Raw genomic sequence first — 19,413 nt, 5'->3', positions numbered from 1 at the left:
AGTGGGGCAGTGAATTCCAAAAGAGAACAAATTGAGTAATGCAGGTTGTACTTTTGAAAAATAATTAAGTTTTGTTTTGAATATCCTGACATTATCTATAAAATTACAAAAACTTGAAGGTAAATCATTATTATATACCTAAGAATTTATTAAGCTAATATTGTAATTAAAATTAATGGGATGGAAAGAAAGAAAGGCAGTAAGGAAAAAGGTGGCCTCTGAAAGAATTAAAGAACTTCTAAAGTTCTCAGAGTTACATAAAAATGATCAAATACTATCAAAAAATTCTATTAGGACTGCTGTAGCAATATCTAGGCGCCATAAAATCAGGATTCCTTCCAGATCCAAAAGAAAGTTTTGTAAAAAATGCTTTACCGTGTTTATCCCAAATAAAACTGTAAGGATTAGAACAGGTAAGGGAAAAGTGACATATACTTGTTTGAATTGTGGCCATATTAAAAGGATACCTTATACTAAAGAAAAGAAAATTCAAAATAATGCAAAAAAGGAAAGTTAGAATAATTCAAAAGTATATTAAGAAGATCAAAGCGAGAGTTCTCCTTCTACTATATCATATATTACTTTTTCAACGCCTATTGGGGTTCCATCAAGTACCTGGAGTGCATTATCAATCTTCTTTTCTTTATCGGAATAAAGAGTAAACAAATCCTGTCCTTTGGATATCTTTTCACCTTTTTCGACATGGAAAAGAATTCCTGCGCCTTTGTCATCTGGCGCTCCGCATGCCCTTGCCATCATATTAATCATTCTTGTATCCATGAAGTCTATTCTTCCTTCTAGTTCTGATTTCACTGTATGCTTGTATGACCCGACTGGGATATCTTCTGGTCTAATTTTAGGATTGCCTCCCTGCTCTTCTATAATCTCTCTAAATTTAGATAATGCCTTACCGCTGTCTATCATTTTTTCAGCAATCTCTATTCCTCTGCCTCTTTGTGCTTTGCCTCCCATCTCAAAAAGAAGTCCGGCCATCTCACAAGACTTATCTCTTAAATCTTGTGGGCCTTTGCCGCCTAAGACATTTAAAACATCAATGGCTTCAAGTGATGGCCCAATCCCTCGGCCGATAGGTTTCCCCCCATAAGTAATCATGCACTTTATTTCCATTTCTAGCCTCTCACCGAGTGTAATAAAATCTCTTGCAAGTTTCTTTGCAAGATTTTCATCTTTTATTTTTGCATTTTTACCAACAGGTATATCTATTATTACCTTCTCAGAGCCAGAAGCCTTTTTCTTTGCTAGAATACTAGCGAGAAGCAATGATTGTGGATCTAATCCTAGAGGATTTCTTATTTTGATTAATTTGTCATCGGCTATTGCTAGGTCAACACCTCCACCCCATACTATGCAGCAGCCTATTTTATCGACAATTCTTTCTATTTCTTCTTTGTGAAAACTCACATCACAAAGTAACTCCATTGTATCAGTTGTTCCTGCTGCACTTGAGATGGCCCTTGAGGATGTTTTAGGTATTGTTAATCCGGCAGCTCCCAGAATAGGAACTATAACCATAGTAGTTCTATTTCCTGGGACTCCACCTATACAGTGTTTATCATAAATAGGTTTTCTTTTAATATTTAGAGTCTGGCCAGTATTTACCATACTATTAATTAGATTGATTACTTCTTCATTGGAAAGTCCTCTTGTATATATTGCTGAAACAAAGGCAGAGAGTTCTACATCACTTAATCTGTTTTCAACTGTATCTTGAATTATGTCATGTATTTCCTCTCTAGCTAAACTGTTGCCATCTAATTTTTTCTTAATGAAATGAACAGAATCGGGAGGTGGAGCCAAAGTTACTTCGGCATTGATACTGCAGGATAAATCTATTTTCTTACATAAATATTCATAAAGTCCTATCTCCCCCTTGGAAACGACTTTTTCTGTTAAATCTACAACTGCAACGAATTCCTCTTCTCCCAACTTAACATTAACCCTACCTAATTTTCTAACTCCAAGGAATTTTGCATCGTCTTTATGCATTAAAACAAGCGGATAATCTGTAGCTTCAATATCAAGAAGTTTAGTCTTTAATAACATGGCAATTCTCCTCAAAATAAGAATAATTAAGAGTATTTATAATTACTCCCAATATTATAAATGAAAAATAAAATTTAAGTTCCTAACTTCCATGAACAAAGATAGTCTTCCTGTTCCTTTGTAAGGGAGTCAATAGAAATACCCATTGATTTGAGCTTCAAATCAGCTATCCTTCTGTCAATATTAAGGGGTACTGAATATACTTTGTTCTCAAGCTTTTTCCCATCTTTAGTAAGATATTCCGCTGATAAGGCCTGATTTGCAAAACTCATGTCCATAACTGATGCTGGATGCCCCTCTGCAGCGGCAAGATTTATTAGTCTACCTTCGCCCAAAAGGTATATTTTTTTGCCTTGCTTTAAATAATATTCTTCAACAGAGTCTCTTACTGTTCTTTTAGAGGAAGATAGTTTTTCAAGTGCTTGAATATCAATCTCAACGTTAAAATGGCCTGAATTTGCAACAATTGCTCCGTCTTTCATATTCTTAAAATGCTCTTCCCTTAGGACATGGAGGTTTCCTGTTACAGTAACAAATATATCCCCAATCTTAGATGCTTCTTCCATTTTCATCACAGGGAATCCGTCCATAGTTGCTTCTATTGCCTTTATAGAATCAGTTTCAGTTACAATGACTTTTGCACCCATTCCTCTAGCCCTCATTGCTACTCCTTTGCCACACCAGCCATATCCAGAAACTACAAAGTTTTTCCCAGATAATAAAACGTTTGTAGCCCTAATAATTCCATCAAGTGTGCTCTGACCCGTACCATATCTGTTATCAAAAAAATGTTTTGTCATTGCATCGTTTACAGCTATAATTGGATATTTCAGGACGCCTTCTTTTTCCATGCTCTTAAATCGAATAACACCAGTAGTTGTTTCTTCAGTACCCCCAATTATGCCAGGAAGAACATCCCCCCTATCCTTCATGATGGTAGAAACTAGGTCTCCGCCGTCATCCATTGTGATGTTAGGTTTTGCATCTAAAACTTTGTTTAAATGATCATAATAAGTATCTCTATCTTCGCCCCTTATTGCAAAAACAGAAATTCCATAGTCCTTAACTAGAGACGCAGCAACATCATCTTGGGTACTTAAGGGATTTGAAGCACAAAGAAAAACTTCAGCCCCACCTTCTTTTAAAGTTATCATTAAATTTGCTGTTTCAGTTGTAACATGAAGACAACATCCGATTTTATACCCTTTCAGGGTATTATTTCTTTTAAATTCGTCTTTAATAAGTGCTAATACGGGCATTTCTCTCTGTGCCCACTCTATTCTTAACTTTCCTTTCTCGGAAAGAGACATGTCTTTTATATCGTATAGCATCTATTCACCTAAAAAAAGTTTCAAAGAAAGGCTTATAAATGATTGTATTCGCATTGGTATACGTGAGTTAATGAGAAAGTACATTTTTACAGTCTTTATAACGGCATTGTTACTCCTTTCTGCAGGGTGCGCTATTGAGAAAAAAATAGAGAAAGGAGATACGGTAAAAGTTGATTATATTGGAAAACTTCAGGATGGGACAGTTTTTGATACATCCATTTTAGAAGAAGCAAAAAATGCTGGGATATACAATGAAAGTAGAATCTATGAGCCATTGACATTGAAAATAGGAGACGGTTCAACTATTCCAGGGTTTGAAAATGGACTTTTAGGAATGAAAGAAGGCGAAACAAAGACGATTACAATACCTCCTGAGCAAGGTTATGGTCCAGAAGATCCTAACTTAAAGTTTACTCAAACTAAAATCTTAGAAGAAGTTCCAAAAATACAGGAAATAACAAGATTTGAGGAAATACCAAGAACTTTTCAGGCTACTGTAAGTTCATTTGTTAGCAGATATGCCAAACAGCCCACTGTAGGCATGGTTGTTGACTTAGCAGATTGGCCAGGGCAAGTTGTACAAGTTACTGCAACTGACGTTGTTATAGAACACAAGCCAGAAGTGGGAAAATCCTTTACTAACGAAGTTACAACACTTACAGTTACAGAAATTAAAGATTCTACCATCGTGCTAAGATACGATCCTAAAGTTGGGGACCTTTTGCCAACTGAAATTGGAAATTTGGTAGTGCTTGAAGTCACTGACACAACAATGAAAGTAGAGGCTATGCCACAAAAACAAATCGAAACAATATTTGGAGTAGCAAATGTTGTTGAATCCGGGGACAAATATCTAATAAGAGTAAATCCAAAAGTTGGAGACGACATAGTATATCAAAATCAAATAGGAAAAGTAGTTGAAGTAACGGCAAATGATTTTGTTGTTGATTTCAATCACCCGCTTGCAGGAGAAACCCTCTACTTCACAGTGACCCCTGTAATAATTGAAAAAGGACAGGAATCTGGATTCTTTGAAAAATACAGGCTTTTCATATTTGGAAGTCTTTTGGTTGTGGTATTTGCAGCAGCTTATGTGTTCATGACCAAATTCTATTCAAAAGAAGAAAAAGAGAAGAAAAAAGAAAAGCCAGCAGCAAAGAAAACTAAAGCAGCAAAAGAAGAAATGAATGGAGAACTAAAAGAACTTGCATCAACAGTTGAGGAAGTCCAAAAAGACCTTGATACTAAAAAAGAAACAAAGGCTAAACCAAAGAAACCAAAAGCTAAGAAAAAGACAACTACAAAGAAGAAAAAAGAGTGATCATTTTAAGGTGAAAATCTAAAATGAAATCTAATAAAAAATTTATTTTTTTAATATTTGCTATTTTTGTTCTTGTTACAGCTACAATCGGCTGCAATGTTAATCTAGAGGATATTGGGATATCTTCTGAAAAAGGCGGAGTAACTACTAGCGGAGAAGTAGATATCTTAAGATCTAAGCTTTCCGCATACGAGTCCCAAGAATCTTTAGAAAATCAGGAAATACAAAGACTTAGGGATGAAATAGACAGAATAAGAAATGAAAGAATTCCTGTTAATGGAAATATAGCTGTAGTTAGAATATTTGGGGTATTGGACCAAGAAGACGTTTTGCCAATCACAGTAGAGTTAAGAAAACTCGCTGACGATAATGAAGTTGGCGGAGTTGTTTTATGGATTGATAGTCCTGGTGGAGGCGTATCAGCAGTAACTGAAATTTATGATGAAGTTCAAAGACTCAATATGAGAAAACCTGTAGTTGCTTATGTTGGAGGAGTTGCTGCTTCAGGCGGATATTATTTAGCTGTTGCTGGGGATAAGATTGTAGTAAAGCCCGATGCTATCCTAGGAAGTATTGGGGTAATATATGTTCATGAAGACTTGACAGAATACATGAAGATGTTTGGAATAAAAATAGAAGTAATAAAAACTGGAGAAGATAAAGACCTTGGTGCTTCTTGGAGGCCTTTGACTGAAGATGACAGAGAAAATATACAACAAATGATAAACGAAGATTTCGATAGATTCGTGTATGTTGTTTCAAAAGGGAGAAATCTCTCAATAGAAGATGTTCTAAAATATTCAGACGGGAATGTATGGAGCGGAACTCAAGCAGTTTCTTATAAACTTGCTGACAGAGTAGGTACTCTTGATACAGCAATTGAAGAGTTGAAAATAACTGCTGGATTAAAGAATCCAAAAGTATCTTATTTCCAAATTGCAGATGACGGGAGTAGTTCAGATATGAGTTACCAGTATATGAGGTATCAGTACGAACCTTCTATAAGTATTCAAAAGAAGTAAAACTTTTTTCAAAAAAGTTTTTGTCTACAACTAGAACTCTTTTATCTGTAATAATATCGTCAATATACCCTTTCCAGTATACCACTATACCCGGCCCAAAAAGCGAAACATAGTGTTTTAGTTGTTTGTTATAATCCTGTTTAAATTCTATATAGTCACAAAAACTGGCCTTACTTTCAAACCAAAATACTTTCCTTCCCCGTATCTTAATGGCTTTTTTCAATAGAAAATCAGGGGTCTTACCTGAACCAAGTTTTCTTAGATCATCTTCCCTTAAAAATAGAATTTCTTTATTGTCAAGATAGACTTTAAGCATCTCTTCTCCTTTTTTACCATTCTCTCTTTGGATTTTTGAGGATTCGGGAGAATATGCTATATCGACTTCAATAGCTTTCTTTATCTCGTTTTTAATTCGCTCATCATCTATTGAGTCGGGATTATTGAGAATATTTTTGATATCTTTCTTATTGTAGCCTTTTTCTTTTAGGATCATTGTTGCAATTAGTATCGGAGAAAAAGACAGTTTTGCAGCAATATCGAAATAAGATAAACCTTTATCCCATAACCTGACAATCTCCCTAATCCTATTCATTATAGGGTAATAATCCTTTTTGACATTTCTAACAGTTTTTTGAGATAGTATGGATAGCAAAACGTCTTCTTCTATCCTGTATTTTTGGGATAGATCTGGTACATCATCCCTTGTATTTATTGACTTGTAAATTTCCATGAAGACTTGCTTTCTCATTGGACCACTTTAATGGTAGATGTAGGAACACTTTTAAATATTTTCTATCTTTTCTTGATTATGGATAATAAAGAGTTCTATGAATTCAAGAAGCAACTTAAATTCCTTTCAAAGATTCGAGGAAGGCACACAGAGCTCGTTTCTGTTTATATCCCTGCAGGATACGAAATATCAAAAGTAGCTGCACAGATTAAGGACGAGCAGGGCACTGCTACAAATATAAAATCAAAATCAACTAGAAAAAATGTCCTCTCTGCATTAGAAAGGGTAATGCAACATTTAAGATTGTATAAACAAACTCCACCAAACGGACTTATCATCTTTTCCGGTAATATCTCTGAAGATGAAGGTAATCCAAAAATAGAACTCTTTACATTAAATCCCCCAGAGCCCATATCAGTAAGAATCTATAGATGTGATCAGCAGTTCGTTCTTGACCCTTTACTTGAAATGATTGAAGACAAAAGAGTCTTTGGATTAATCATTGTTGAAAGAGGGGAAGCGAGTATAGGCCTTCTAAGAGGGAAAAAGGTAGAATTACTCAAACATCTAACATCCAGAGTTCCTGGGAAATTTAGAGCTGGTGGGCAGTCTTCAGTAAGATTTGCTAGATTAAGAGAAATTGCAGCTGACGATTTCAAAGATACAGTTGGTGAAACCTCTAATGAAATCTTCCTTGCTCAGCCAAATTTAGAAGGAATTCTAATAGGTGGAGGGGGGTATACAAAATATGAATTTGAAGAAGGAGAATATCTACACCATGAACTTAGAAAAAAAATACTAGGGGTTGCAGATACATCATACACAGAACTTTTTGGACTAAATGAACTTGTAGATAAAAGCGCAGGGATACTGGAAAATCTAGATATAACAAAAGAAAAGGACATTGTTACAAAATTTTTAAAAGAATTGATTAAAGATGACAGTCTAGCAGCTTATGGGGAGAAGGAAGTCAGAAAATACTTAGAAGCTGGCGCTGTAGATTTATTACTTCTTTCAGAAGGTTTAAACAAAAATAGAGCTAAAATTAAATGTAGTTCTTGTGGCAATTTAACTGAAAAGACTGCTACAGATGAAGATTTATTCCAACTAGAACAACAGATATCTGGCATGCAATGTGAAAAATGTGGTAATCTAAGTTTAAGTATTGAAGAAAAGGTTGACCTACTTGAAGAGTTAGCCGACCTAGCTCAGGAAGGCAGCACCAAGGTAGAGGTAATCTCTACAGAAACTGAAGAAGGAAGTCAGCTGTTAAAAGCGTTCGGCGGCATTGCTGCAATTATTAGATACAGGCTTTAGATTATAGTAATCTAAGCCCATTTAGTAGATCGTCTAGAGTTTCCATCGGAGATAAAATAAGCGGTATCTTCTGTATTTCGGCTAACTGTACTGCAATTTCATCTATCTTCTTTGCTCCGTGTAAAACGACCATTGAAGGGATAATGCCCTGTACTTTAATTGCAATCATTGGGGATCTTCCAGTAGATACTTTTGTGAATATCAAAGCTCTTTCTGAAGAAAGCCCATAAAGCTTCAAAAATTCTTCTGAATTCAAATTAAGAATCGCTTTTATACTGTCAATGACTGTATAACCATGAATCTCTTTACTAAGATACTCCTCGTTTACTAGTATCTCTCCACGAACAGCGTCGATTAATTTCTTAGGGGGTATTGGGACTGGGAACTCTTTAAGATCGAGTACGACATCACTAATTACCTCCTTAGCAAATCTGTGGCTGAATGAATGGATTATCTTTCCGCCTCTGCTAATATCGATTTCTATCAAGCTTTCAACAACTTTCCTAATTGTTGACGAGCCGGGAGATTTTCTCCTACCTCCTTCATAATCACTTACAACAGAAGGGGATATAGATAGATGATGGGCCAAATCCGTTTGAGATATGCCAAAAATCTCACGCCATTTCCTTAAAGTTTGGCCAGGGTCATCTGATAAAACAACTTCCCCTGCTATCATCTTAGCAAGTTGTTCTTTTGCATCTTCAAACATATAGTTAAATAACGAATATAAATATATAAAATTTTCGTTGAAAAGCGGAGAAAAAAATAAAAAGAGATGTAACTCACTAGATTTATGTCAAAAGTTTATTTTGTTCCTTGGAGAGAAGACTCAGATATGGTTGGTAAATTCAGGAAAATGATTATAAAGAGTGGTATTCTCGATAATATCAATAAAGAAGACAGAGTTGCGATTAAACTTCACGTTGGAGAATATAAAAATCCTGCACATGTGCACCCCCTATACATTAAGGAGCTAGTATCGGCTCTAGTTGAAAAAGGATGTGAGCCGTTTCTTACGGACACGACCACATACTATTGTGGCAATAGATTTTCTGCGGTAGGGATGATAAAAAATGCATTTTATCATGGATTCTCTCTTGCAAACATTGGGGCTCCTTTTATTGTTGCAGATGGATTGGGTAATGATGAAGGTTTTTCTGTGAAGGTGAGACCTCCCTTAAACGAAGTATTAATACCCAATCTATTCAAAGAAGTTGACAAGATGATAGTATTCAGTCATTGCAAAGGTCATGCACTAACAGCATTTGGTGGTTCGATAAAAAATGTTGCAATGGGATGTGTTACAAAAAAATCAAAACTTGCTATGCATAAGTTTGTTAATTTCTGCTATGATGAAGATCTTTGTGATGGGTGTGATGCTTGTAAAGATGTATGTGACAGAGATATACCAATAATAAAAAATGGTAAAAGAGTACTTTCTCTAGAAAAAAGGGAGGATTGCATGCATTGTCCCGGATGTATGGACGTATGTAAAACAGGTGCAATTAAATTATCAGAATTAGAAAAACTTGAAAAAATACTCCCAATGGCTGTTGAAGGGCTTTTTAAAGTCATAGGAAAAGAGAATATTGTTTCCATAAATTGGGGGGCAAATATTGTCGAGTATTGTGACTGCATGCCTTTTCCAGGAAAAGTAATTAGAGAAAATACCGGCATATATCTTTCAGAAGACATAGTGGCTATCGATAAAGCTTTTCTTGATGATGCTAATAAAAATACTTTTATGTTTGATGGAAGACCAGATCCAGAAATCCAAGCGATAGAAGGGGAAAAAATTGGAATAGGGAAACTGGAATATGATAAAATCGTATTATAAAAGTTAAATCAGAAATATTGGGAACCCCCTCCTTTGGGCCATTTTCAGGATTAATTGAGGGGGTTCTTTGGAGCTCCTTTTGCTCTTGCCTAGTGGAATCGCGCTTTTCCATTGCAAGAGACTAGTTTATGCATTGATGATACATGATAGTTGCTTCAACAACTACCACTAGTGATTAATAGTATTAAGTTATATATAAAGCTATCGGTTAACAATGATTACAAATAGTGAAAATTGTTAATGCTTATCAGTATAAATGCTCCATAAACTTTTAAAATAGAAAAATAAAGAAACTCTGATTCCTATGAAAAAGATTCTAATTGGTGGAAATTGGATCGATACAAGTAATTACCTAGACGTTATAAATCCCTATAATGGTAAAGTCATAGACAGTGTGTCAAAGGCCTCTTCTGAACATCTAAAAGAAGCTGTTGACTCTGCAGTTAAGGGAAGTAAGGTAATCAAAAGTCTCAGTCGCCATAGAAGGTATGAAATACTTTCAAAAACTGCCGAGTTAATGTTGAAAAGAAAAGATGAGATAGCTAAAACAATGGCATTAGAGAGTGGTAAGCCTCTTGCTTTTTCAAGGGGTGAAGTATCGAGGGCACATGAAACTATGGTACTGTCTGCAGAAGAAGCAAAGAGACTTGGTGGAGAAGTAATCCCTTTTGATGCAGCCCCAACAAGTTCTGATAAGTATTGTTTCTACATTAGGGTACCTGTCGGTATTGTACTATCCATTACACCGTTTAACTTTCCTTTGAATCTAGTATGCCATAAAATAGGCCCTGCAATAGCTGCAGGAAATAGCGTAATTCATAAGCCTGCTTCTAAGACACCATTAACCTCATTGATTTTAGGCGAGATTCTTTTAGAAGCTGGATTGCCTAAGGAGGCACTTAACATTGTTATTTGTTCTGCTGAAGACGCAGAAAATTATCTTGTAAAAAATCCCCTAATTAGAAAGATTTCGTTTACAGGAAGTAAATTAATTGGGGAGAGAATTGCTTCTAATGCGGGCTTAAAGAAACTTTCAATGGAATTAGGTTCAAACTCAGGAGTTATTATTGACGAGAATACAGATATTGACAAAGCTGTTTCTGCTGTAAAGGTCGGCGCATTTGGTTACTCTGGACAAGTTTGCATCCATTGTCAAAGGGCTTATGTACATGAAAGTGTCTACAAAGAATTTAGAGAAAAAATAGTAAGTGCGGCAAATAGTCTTGTTATTGGAGACCCACTAGAAAGTGGAACAGACATTGGGCCAATGATCGATGAGAGAGAGATAGTAAGAGTAAAGTCTTGGATTGAAGAAGCAGAATCACAAGGTGCTAAAGTTCTTTGTGGTGGAGAAAGAGAAGGTTTTGTATTTAAACCAACAGTAGTTGAAAATGTTACTGAAGAAATGAAGATAGTAAAGGATGAAACATTTGGCCCAACTCTAGCACTGATACCATTTAATGATTTCAAAGATGCCGTAAGTAAATTGAATAATTCAATATATGGATTACAGGCGGGCGTTTTTACTGAAAATGTTAGAAATGCATACTATGCAATTGATAATCTTGACGTAGGTGGGGTCATGATAAACGATGTTCCAACATTTAGGATCGATTTGATGCCCTATGGGGGATTAAAGAGCTCCGGATACGGAAGAGAAGGCCCAAAATACGCAGTTGAAGAGATGACAGAAATAAAATGTGTAAGATTCCATCTTTAAAAGATTAAAAAATGAGGATTTTAAATCCTCTTATCTATTTCAGTGTAAGGTATAAAATTCCCAACATGAGCATATGCTGGCCTGATTATCTTCTTGCCAGAAATAAGCTCTTCAATTCTATGTGCGCACCATCCAGGAATCCTGCCCATAGCAAAAAGCGGCGTATAAAGCTCTTTAGGTATATCAAGACAGTGATATACAAATCCTGAATAAAAGTCAACATTTGCAGTTATTACTTTGTTAGATTTCTTTATATCATAGAATACTTCAGGACCTACTTGCTCTATAAGCTCATATAGCTTGAATTCGTCCATTCTTTTCTTATCCTTTGCAAGCTCTCTTGCCTTCTTCTTTAGTATAACTGTTCTTGGATCAGACTTGGTATAAATTGCGTGGCCAAGACCATAGATGACACCCATCCCGTCAAAAGCTTTTCTTTCAAGGATTAGTTTCAAATAATCTTTTACCTCTTCTTCGTCTTCCCAATCTCTTACATTATCCTTGATATCCTTCATCATGGCCATGACGCTTTTATTTGCACCGCCGTGTAATGGCCCCTTAAGAGACCCAATCCCTGCGGAGATTGCAGAGTATGTATCAGTTCCCGATGAAGTTACCACATGAACTGTAAAAGACGAGTTGTTACCCCCACCGTGCTCGGCATGAAGGATTAAAAGTATATCAAGAGTATCGGCCTCAAGTTTTGTGAAATTCCCGTCTTCTCTAAGCATGTAAAGAAAATTTTCTGCCGCAGAGTATTCAGGATTTTGATTTCTTAGTACGAGATCTTTTCCTTTGAAATAATGCCTTCTTGCATGATAAGCATATGCAACAATTGATGGAAACTTAGCTATTAGTCCAACACTTTGTCTTAGTACATTGTCTATGGCTATGTCATCAGCTTTCTTGTCCAAGGCATACAGAACTAGAACGCTCCTTGCAAGCTTGTTCATTATATCATTACTTGGAAAATGTAATATTACATCGTTAGTAAAATTAACTGCAAGATCCCTGTTACTTACCATTAGTTCATTAAAGTATTCAAGTTCTTCTCTTTTGGGCAACTTACCAAAAAGTAGTAGGAAAACAATTTCTTCAAATCCATGCCTATTCTCTTTTGATATAGCGTCAACTATCTCTTCAATTTTAATTCCTCTGTATGCAAGCCTCCCATCTAATGGGGTGAAAACCCCATCTTTCTTCTCATACCCTGTTACATCAGATATTTTAGTAAGTCCAACTAATACCCCGCTTCCGTCTTCATTCCTTAAGCCCCTCTTGACATCATATTTAGGATAAAGTTCGGGAGCAATTTGATTATTGGCCCTAGCATACTCTACCAATTTATCAAACATATAAACACCTTTTTAATAAAAATCTTGACATATGTCTTAATAATAATTAAATTTTTCTTCTAATGTTTTATATTTAAGAGTTTCGGTATATAAATTAAATAGAAGGTATAGTAATTTTTACTATTGGTTATATCAAAATAAAATTGAAGAATAAATGGTGGGGTCGCTGAGATTTGAACTCAGGTCCCAAGCTCCCAAAGCTCGAAGGATAGGCCAAGCTACCCCACGACCCCAATAAGTCCATGTTTAAATATATCACTTATAAGATTTTCGTTTAAAATTATTTGATTATGATTCTTTCACCGTTGACCATATAGTGTATTTTTTCTGAAATCTTACAAACATGGTCGCCGCATCTTTCAAGGTATCTTGCTATGAGCATGTAATGTGTGTAGTAACTTATGCTTTTTGGATTTTCAATCATATACGATATGCATTCACGTAAGATTGTATGAAAAAGATCGTCTACTGTGTCGTCTCTTTTCCACATGTCATCGATGATGGTCAAATCCTCATTTTGATATGCTTTGATAGCATCGTCCAACATGCCCAAAACAATGTCCCCCATGACGATCACGCTTTTTAGTCTAGGGAACTCTTTGTTAAAGGATATCTCTCTTATATCCTTTGATATATCCTTAGAGTATATCCCAATCCTTGTTAGATAAGTGTTCATTTTCAAAGTAGCGATTATAGCCCTCAAATCTCTGGCGACTGGTTGATACAAAACTATTAATCTTTGTGCATCATCTTCAATTTTATAATCAAATTCTCTAATATCTCTTCTTTGACCAATTACTTTTTCTGCAATAGTAATATCTGAATGTTTAAGGGCGTCAAGGGACTCTTTTAACATCTCTTTAGAGAGAGTTGACATTTCAACTACATCTGATTTAAGTTGCCTTAATTCTTCAACAAATTTTTCTCTCATTTTTCCAACCTATCCAAATCTTCCCATTATATATTTTTCAGTTAATTCATGTCTAGGATTTTCAAATATCTGCTGAGTATCTCCAAATTCTATAAGTTCACCTAGATACATAAATCCCGTATAATCACTTATTCTTGCAGCTTGCTGCATGTTATGTGTAACAATCACGACGGTATAATCCGTCTTTAATTCATCTATTAAGTCCTCTATCTTTGTCGTTGCTATTGGGTCAAGTGCAGAGCATGGCTCGTCCATTAAAATAATGTCTGGCTGAATGGCTAAAGCTCTAGCAATGCAAAGTCTCTGTTGTTGACCGCCTGACAATCCCATTGCAGACTCATCTAGTCTATCAGAAACTTCTTCCCATATAGCAGCATCCTTCAAACTTTTTTCTACGATGGCATCGAGGTCATTCTTATTTTTAATGCCATGTATTCTGGGCCCATATGCAATATTATCATATATTGAGCGTGGGAATGGATTTGGTTTCTGGAAAACCATTCCAATCTTACTCCTCAATGCAACTGGGTCAACTTTAGGATCAAGTATATTAATTCCTTTCCAAATTATTTTACCATTCATTCTGCAGCCTACAATTTCTTCATTCATACGGTTAAGGGCCCTAAGTAATGTGCTTTTGCCACAGCCACTTGGTCCAATAAAGGCCGTTACTTTATTTTTTGGTATGTTTAAGGAAACTTTGTTGACTGCAAGTTTATCGGAATAATAAACATCCAAATTGGAAATAACTAATGATCCATCTTCCTTTTTTTCTTTATTTTCCATCCATTATCACCATAGAAGTTAATATAATATCACCAATCTCTATTGGCTTGTGAACGTTGACGTATTATTATTGCTATAAGATTCATTGCGAATAAAATCACTAACAATACAATAATCGTGCTTGCTGCAAGGTTTTGAAATGCTACTTTAGGGTGTCTAGTCCAGAAGAATATTGTGACGGGTAATGCTAAAAATCCATCAAATATGCTTCCTGGAGCAACTTTAGCAAAAACTGAAGCTATGAACAGAATAGGTGCTGTTTCACCTATCGCCCTAGAAAGGGCAAGTATTGATCCAGTTAAGGTTCCTGGCAATGCATAAGGAACTACGTGGTGCCTAACGGTCTGCCATTTTGTAGCTCCGAGTCCTCTTGCAGCCTCTCTAAAAGAGTGAGGTATTGCTTTCAATGCTTCTTCAGTAGTAACGATAATAACTGGCATAATCATCAAGGATAAAGTTAAACTACCGGCTAAAACACTAGTCCCAAATCCAAAAAGACGAACAAATACCGTTAACCCAACAAGCCCAAAAACTATTGAGGGCACTCCTGCCAAATTTTGGATTAGTCTTCTTAAGATACGAGTATATGCATTATCCTTTGCAAATTCAGTCAAGTATACTGCAGCTCCAACACTTACTGGTAAAGAAAAAATCATAGCTAGCCCAACAAGATAAATTGATCCTAAAATTACGGGATATATTCCGGCTATAGAAGGATTAGCGCTGGGGTATGAAGTTAAAAAACTTAGGCTAAGTTTAGGCAATCCTTGTTCTAAAATAGAAACCATTAATACTCCTAAGAAAACTGTTGCAAAGATTAAACATGACCCCACAGAAAGGATGCCCAATTTGGCGATTTTATGTCTAAATTCTAAAGTATTTTCTGATTGAATTTTTTTAATTTCTAAATTATTGTTTCTTGTAGTAGTAATTTTGACTTTTGTTTTATTTTTTATTGGTACCATTAATTTATTTTTTTTATTTGAAGTTATTTTTCCTGCATTCTGGATCCTTAAGACAACACGCCCTGCAATAAAATTAATTATGTAGGTAATTGCAAATAAAACAAGGCCAACAGCAAATGCAGCACTAACAGCTAATCCAGGAGGTATGTCACCAGTTGCTACTTGTGCTATATAAGCGGTCATGGTTTGAACTTGACTTAAGGGATTTAAGGTAAGTCTTGCGACATTACCGGCGGCTAGTGCCACTACCATAGTTTCTCCGAGGGCCCTTGCCAAGCCTAGTAGTATTGAAGCAATAATACCGCTTGAAGCTGCAGGCATTACGACTTTAATTGCTGTTTCCCATTTTGTTGCCCCCATTGCAAGGCTTGCTTCTTTTAATTCTCTTGGAACGGCCCTCAAAGAGTCGTCAGAGACACTCACAATTATGGGAAGAATCATTACAGCCATTACAATAATAGCACTTGCAGCGTTAAAATAACTGGCCCCAAAATATTCTCTTAAGATGGGACTTATTACAATAAGTGCAAAGAATCCATAAACTATAGAGGGAACACCCGCTAAAAGCTCAATAATAGGCTTAGCTATAGAACTTGCTTTTTTATTTGCAAATTGGGTAAGATATAATGCAGCGCCTACGCCGAGAGGCGTTGCAATTAAAATTGAACCTCCAGCAATTAAAACTGTACCCGATAATAAAGGTAAAATGCCAAAACTTGGATCTGCCCCGTTTGGCGTCCATTTTGTACCAATAAAAAATTGAATAATACTTACTTTAGGACTCAAAAAAAAGTCAATAGAGCCATTCACCAAGGTATACAAGATAGCGAGGCTTACTACTATTGCAAGGCTTGCTGCAATAAACATCAGCTTGACTATCAAAGATTCTTTTAGATCCACTTTTTTGTGAAATGGATTATTTCCATTGAAGTATGCTCTATTGACTTTACCTAACATGTAGGCCACTCTTAATTAAGTTTTGAAAGTTGTGCTGGCATTATTGTTGGGTCAACTAAGGACACTTTGACATATCCAACTTGTGGTACTATTTTTTGTCCTTCTTCACTTAAGATGTATTTTAGGTATGCATTTATAGCTTTTCCCTTTTCAGAGGTCGTGTTTGGAATACCGTTTGTGTATATATGTAGAGGTCTTGCCATTGGGTATTTTGCTACGTTTTCAATTGAAGCTTCAACAAATGTATCTCCTGATTTTTTTGCTATTTTAACAACATGTAACTGCCCAGGATTTTCAATTATATATGCATATCCAAAGTATCCTATTGAATACTTGTTTGTTTTTATTGCGTCTAAAATTACATTGTCATCTGCACTTGGATTGTATACTCCATCGCCTGCTTCAAGTCTTGTCTTTGCAACTTGAGTTGCTTTTCCCCAGTCTTTAATTATGCTCTCAAAGAAGTAATCGTATGTTCCGCTGGCTTCATCCGGTGCATATATTGTTATTTTTTCGTGTGGTGCTCCCTTTTCCTTTAATCCTGGAACTTCATCCCAGTAGACTGCAGGGCTGTCGCTTGTGAATATCTTGTAAAGCTGGTCATATGTAAGTTCATTTGCCCATGTGTTCTCTTTGTTAACTACTACAGCTAACACGTCATATGCTACAACCCATTTTGTTGGGAGAACTCCATTACAAGCAGCTGTTGCAGTACCATCTGAAGAAACTAAAGTTTCATCGCAACCTACGCTCTTATAGTCAGAACTTTTCATTAATCTGCTTGCATCTCCTAAATCTGCCTCTCCTTTAAGAAGAGAATTTAATCCGTGACTTGATCCTCCGCCAGATACAGATATCTGTGCACCTTCAAATTGTTCAGCCCAAGCTATTGCCAAAGGCAAAACTGTGCTTGATCCGGTCTGGTTAAGTTTTACTGTTGATGACTGTGTTGATGGATTTTGGGTACAGCCAGAAAAGACCATACCAAAAACGATAACGGCCATCAATAAACCAAATACTCCAATTCTTTTTTTATTCATGGTTAATCACCGAATTAATTAAATTCAAATGTATTATAACAGTTCTCGACTTAAAGTATATAAGAATACTTATCAAAATATTTTCTCAATATCTATATATATTTGGAAATATATATACAGAAATATTTATATAATCAATAGTTATCAATAAATCGATAAAATGGAAATAAGAAAAGTTCAAATCACCGGTGGTTCTTCTTATGTCATAACCTTACCTAAGGATTGGATTAAATCTTTAAACATAAAAAAGAATGATTCACTCGGCCTTATGGTCCAAAAGGATGGAACACTGCTTGTAACTCCTGATAAAGTAATTGAGAAAAAAAGAAAACAGAAAGAGTTTATTGTTGATTCTGATACCGACAAAACATACCTATTCAGGCTACTTGTAGGCGCTTATGTTATGGGTTATTCTGATATCGCGATTAGATCAAATGATGCAATGCCACCACAGATTAGAGAATCTATAAGGATGTTCACCCAGATAGCAATTGGCCCCGAGATTGTTGATGAAGAATCAAATCTTTTCGTTGTAAAAGATCTATTAAGCCCAATGGAAATGCCTTTTGAAAAGACTGTCAAGAGGATGTACTCTCTTGTTGAAAGCATGCATAGAGATGCAATTAAATCTCTAAAAACTAACAATAAAGAGCTAGCAGAAAATGTTGTTTCTAGGGATTTTGAAGTGGATAGGCTTTACTGGCTTGCAACACACCAATATAATGTGATTCTTACAGACATAATGCTTTCAAAAAAGATGGGCCTAAGCCAGGAAGAGGCAAGTTACTTCTTTTTAATCAGCAGGATTTTAGAGAGAATTGGGGACCACGCATCTATACTTGGCGAAAATGTGATAAAAGTTATAGATAAGCTAAATCCAGATTTAATCAAAGATATAGAATCAGCAAGTATTTTGGCATTAGAGATCTTCTCCAAGAGCTTAGATTCTCATTTCAAAAAGAATATCAAAAAAGCAAATGAGAATATTGATGCTGTTGAAAAACTAGTGGAGAAATGCGAAGAAATTAACAATAAAGCCTTAAATCTTGGGATTGAAGCAGTTCCGGTAGTTTATATAGTTGAGAGCATTAGAAGAACAGGCGAATACTCTGGAGATATCTCAGAACTTACAATTAATTATTTGATATTAAAGAATTAAATTTATTTTATTCCTTTAATAAAATTTTTTAATTTATCTTCGTAGTTTGACTTAAGGTCTTTACCTGTGATCGTCAGCTTCGATGCTGGGGTAATCCCAATATAGTCTTCCATGTCTTCAAATGTTTTAATATCTCCTGAACTGCCACAAGTGCAAAAGAAAGCTACATTCTTGAACTTGCCTTTATTCTCATTAATATATGTTCTAACTGCTGGCGCCATAAGCCCTGCCCATATTGGAGTTCCAATGGCAACTAGATCGTATTTAGCCGGGTCTGTGTTTATTTCTTTTATTGAAGTGAGTTTTCTAGAATGGGCGTCTCTGCCGGAAATTAGCCAACCTATTATGCCCTTTCTATTCTTAGTATCTACTATTTCTTCAACTTCACACTTAATCTTATCAGAAATATCTTCTGCTATCTTTTTCGTGTTGCCGGACCTAGAATAATAAACAACAAGTGTTTTCATGAAAAAAGCTTGTTTTCCCTTTATATAAACCTTGTGACATAAAAAAATCAAATGAAAATGCCTTTAAAGTAAAAATCAGAAAGGGAATAGTAATTGATTAGTTAGAGGTAAGTCTTATATAGCCCCGATAATACTTATTTTCTGGACGAGCGAAAAGTAAGGCCATTCATTTTTTAAAATGGAGGAGATATAAATAATTGAGCCACAGATTAACTTTCCTGTCGAAGACAGAGATGATGAGCAGCCTATCTTCATTCCTGAAGAAGACTACGACGAAGATTAAAATAAATTATAATCTTTTTTGATAAAACTTATGTTTAAATCAATAATGTAAGAATTCTTAGAATAACATTATACTAACCGAAAACTATTTTAAGAATATATTCTCTATATGAAAAGGGGGGCTTTTAT

At 35.5% G+C, this 19,413-nt stretch carries 16 protein-coding genes, 1 tRNA gene and 1 pseudogene; 7 read left to right on the top strand and 11 right to left on the bottom strand.

Going from position 1 to position 19,413, the window contains the following annotated elements; genetic code table 11:
* The first annotated feature begins 175 nt into the window (after window positions 1-175).
* The gene (locus HPY60_07465; GenBank protein ID NPV51015.1) at window positions 176-517 is read left to right on the top strand and encodes a ribonuclease P; all 342 of its coding nucleotides are present in this window, start codon (window positions 176-178) and stop codon (window positions 515-517) included.
* 26 nt (window positions 518-543) lie between these two features.
* On the opposite strand, the gene HPY60_07460 is transcribed toward HPY60_07465, so the two are convergent.
* Together HPY60_07460 and HPY60_07455 are read right to left on the bottom strand one after the other, a co-directional pair.
* Window positions 544-2,064 carry an AMP phosphorylase gene (locus tag HPY60_07460; protein NPV51014.1) on the bottom strand — a complete coding sequence of 507 codons (1,521 nt, stop codon included), beginning with the start codon at window positions 2,062-2,064 and terminating at the stop codon, window positions 544-546.
* Between the two features lie 74 nt (window positions 2,065-2,138).
* Window positions 2,139-3,395 (bottom strand): adenosylhomocysteinase, encoded by a 1,257-nt coding sequence (locus HPY60_07455; protein NPV51013.1) that lies wholly within the window; start codon window positions 3,393-3,395, stop codon window positions 2,139-2,141.
* A gap of 70 nt (window positions 3,396-3,465) precedes the next feature.
* Between HPY60_07455 and HPY60_07450 the strand changes: the two are divergent.
* Window positions 3,466-3,783 (top strand): annotated as a pseudogene (locus HPY60_07450) (FKBP-type peptidyl-prolyl cis-trans isomerase).
* Window positions 3,784-4,739: 956 nt separating this feature from the next.
* A complete protein-coding gene (sppA, locus tag HPY60_07445) occupies window positions 4,740-5,738 on the top strand; it encodes a signal peptide peptidase SppA (protein NPV51012.1) in 999 nt (332 codons plus the stop codon).
* Here the strand turns inward: sppA and HPY60_07440 are convergent.
* Window positions 5,716-6,486 (bottom strand): TPD domain-containing protein, encoded by a 771-nt coding sequence (locus HPY60_07440; protein ID NPV51011.1) that lies wholly within the window; start codon window positions 6,484-6,486, stop codon window positions 5,716-5,718. The two genes, sppA and HPY60_07440, sit on opposite strands and share 23 nt — an antisense overlap.
* A 60-nt stretch (window positions 6,487-6,546) precedes the next feature.
* Between HPY60_07440 and prf1 the strand changes: the two genes are divergently transcribed.
* Complete coding sequence (gene prf1 / locus HPY60_07435; protein ID NPV51010.1) at window positions 6,547-7,785, top strand: peptide chain release factor 1; 1,239 nt, start codon at window positions 6,547-6,549, stop codon at window positions 7,783-7,785.
* A gap of 1 nt (window position 7,786) precedes the next feature.
* Here the strand turns inward: prf1 and HPY60_07430 are convergent, their stop codons facing one another.
* A complete protein-coding gene (locus HPY60_07430; GenBank protein NPV51009.1) occupies window positions 7,787-8,494 on the bottom strand; it encodes a helix-turn-helix domain-containing protein in 708 nt (235 codons plus the stop codon).
* Window positions 8,495-8,578: 84 nt separating this feature from the next.
* On the opposite strand from HPY60_07430, the gene HPY60_07425 reads away from it, so the two are divergent.
* Window positions 8,579-9,622 carry a DUF362 domain-containing protein gene (locus tag HPY60_07425; GenBank protein ID NPV51008.1) on the top strand — a complete coding sequence of 348 codons (1,044 nt, stop codon included), beginning with the start codon at window positions 8,579-8,581 and terminating at the stop codon, window positions 9,620-9,622.
* A gap of 304 nt (window positions 9,623-9,926) precedes the next feature.
* Window positions 9,927-11,342 carry an aldehyde dehydrogenase family protein gene (locus HPY60_07420; GenBank protein ID NPV51007.1) on the top strand — a complete coding sequence of 472 codons (1,416 nt, stop codon included), beginning with the start codon at window positions 9,927-9,929 and terminating at the stop codon, window positions 11,340-11,342.
* 20 nt (window positions 11,343-11,362) lie between these two features.
* On the opposite strand, the gene HPY60_07415 is transcribed toward HPY60_07420, so the two are convergent.
* From HPY60_07415 to HPY60_07390, 6 genes are all read right to left on the bottom strand, one after another.
* Window positions 11,363-12,697 (bottom strand): citrate/2-methylcitrate synthase, encoded by a 1,335-nt coding sequence (locus tag HPY60_07415; protein ID NPV51006.1) that lies wholly within the window; start codon window positions 12,695-12,697, stop codon window positions 11,363-11,365.
* Window positions 12,698-12,852: 155 nt separating this feature from the next.
* Window positions 12,853-12,930, bottom strand: a tRNA-Pro gene (locus tag HPY60_07410).
* Window positions 12,931-12,977: 47 nt separating this feature from the next.
* Complete coding sequence (gene phoU / locus HPY60_07405; protein NPV51005.1) at window positions 12,978-13,628, bottom strand: phosphate signaling complex protein PhoU; 651 nt, start codon at window positions 13,626-13,628, stop codon at window positions 12,978-12,980.
* A 9-nt stretch (window positions 13,629-13,637) separates the two neighbouring features.
* Window positions 13,638-14,414 carry a phosphate ABC transporter ATP-binding protein gene (locus HPY60_07400; protein ID NPV51004.1) on the bottom strand — a complete coding sequence of 259 codons (777 nt, stop codon included), beginning with the start codon at window positions 14,412-14,414 and terminating at the stop codon, window positions 13,638-13,640.
* A gap of 29 nt (window positions 14,415-14,443) precedes the next feature.
* Window positions 14,444-16,336, bottom strand: coding sequence for a phosphate ABC transporter permease PstA (gene pstA, locus HPY60_07395; GenBank protein ID NPV51003.1), 1,893 nt, complete (start codon window positions 16,334-16,336; stop codon window positions 14,444-14,446).
* A gap of 11 nt (window positions 16,337-16,347) precedes the next feature.
* Window positions 16,348-17,376: a PstS family phosphate ABC transporter substrate-binding protein gene (locus HPY60_07390; GenBank protein NPV51002.1), complete on the bottom strand. Its 1,029-nt coding sequence runs from the start codon at window positions 17,374-17,376 to the stop codon at window positions 16,348-16,350.
* A gap of 160 nt (window positions 17,377-17,536) precedes the next feature.
* Here HPY60_07390 and HPY60_07385 point away from each other — a divergent pair, with 160 nt between their 5' ends.
* The gene (locus HPY60_07385) at window positions 17,537-18,535 is read left to right on the top strand and encodes a phosphate uptake regulator PhoU (protein NPV51001.1); all 999 of its coding nucleotides are present in this window, start codon (window positions 17,537-17,539) and stop codon (window positions 18,533-18,535) included.
* A 2-nt stretch (window positions 18,536-18,537) separates the two neighbouring features.
* Here the strand turns inward: HPY60_07385 and HPY60_07380 are convergent, their stop codons facing one another.
* Entirely contained in the window at window positions 18,538-19,002 is a 465-nt protein-coding gene (locus HPY60_07380) for a hypothetical protein (GenBank protein NPV51000.1), read from the bottom strand.
* Window positions 19,003-19,413: the final 411 nt, after the last annotated feature.

This window comes from Methanofastidiosum sp., assembly GCA_013178285.1.
Classification (GTDB): Archaea; Methanobacteriota_B; Thermococci; order Methanofastidiosales; family Methanofastidiosaceae; genus Methanofastidiosum.
The sequence above is the reverse complement of the archived record's forward strand: the minus strand, read 5'-3'. Positions and strand labels throughout refer to the sequence as shown.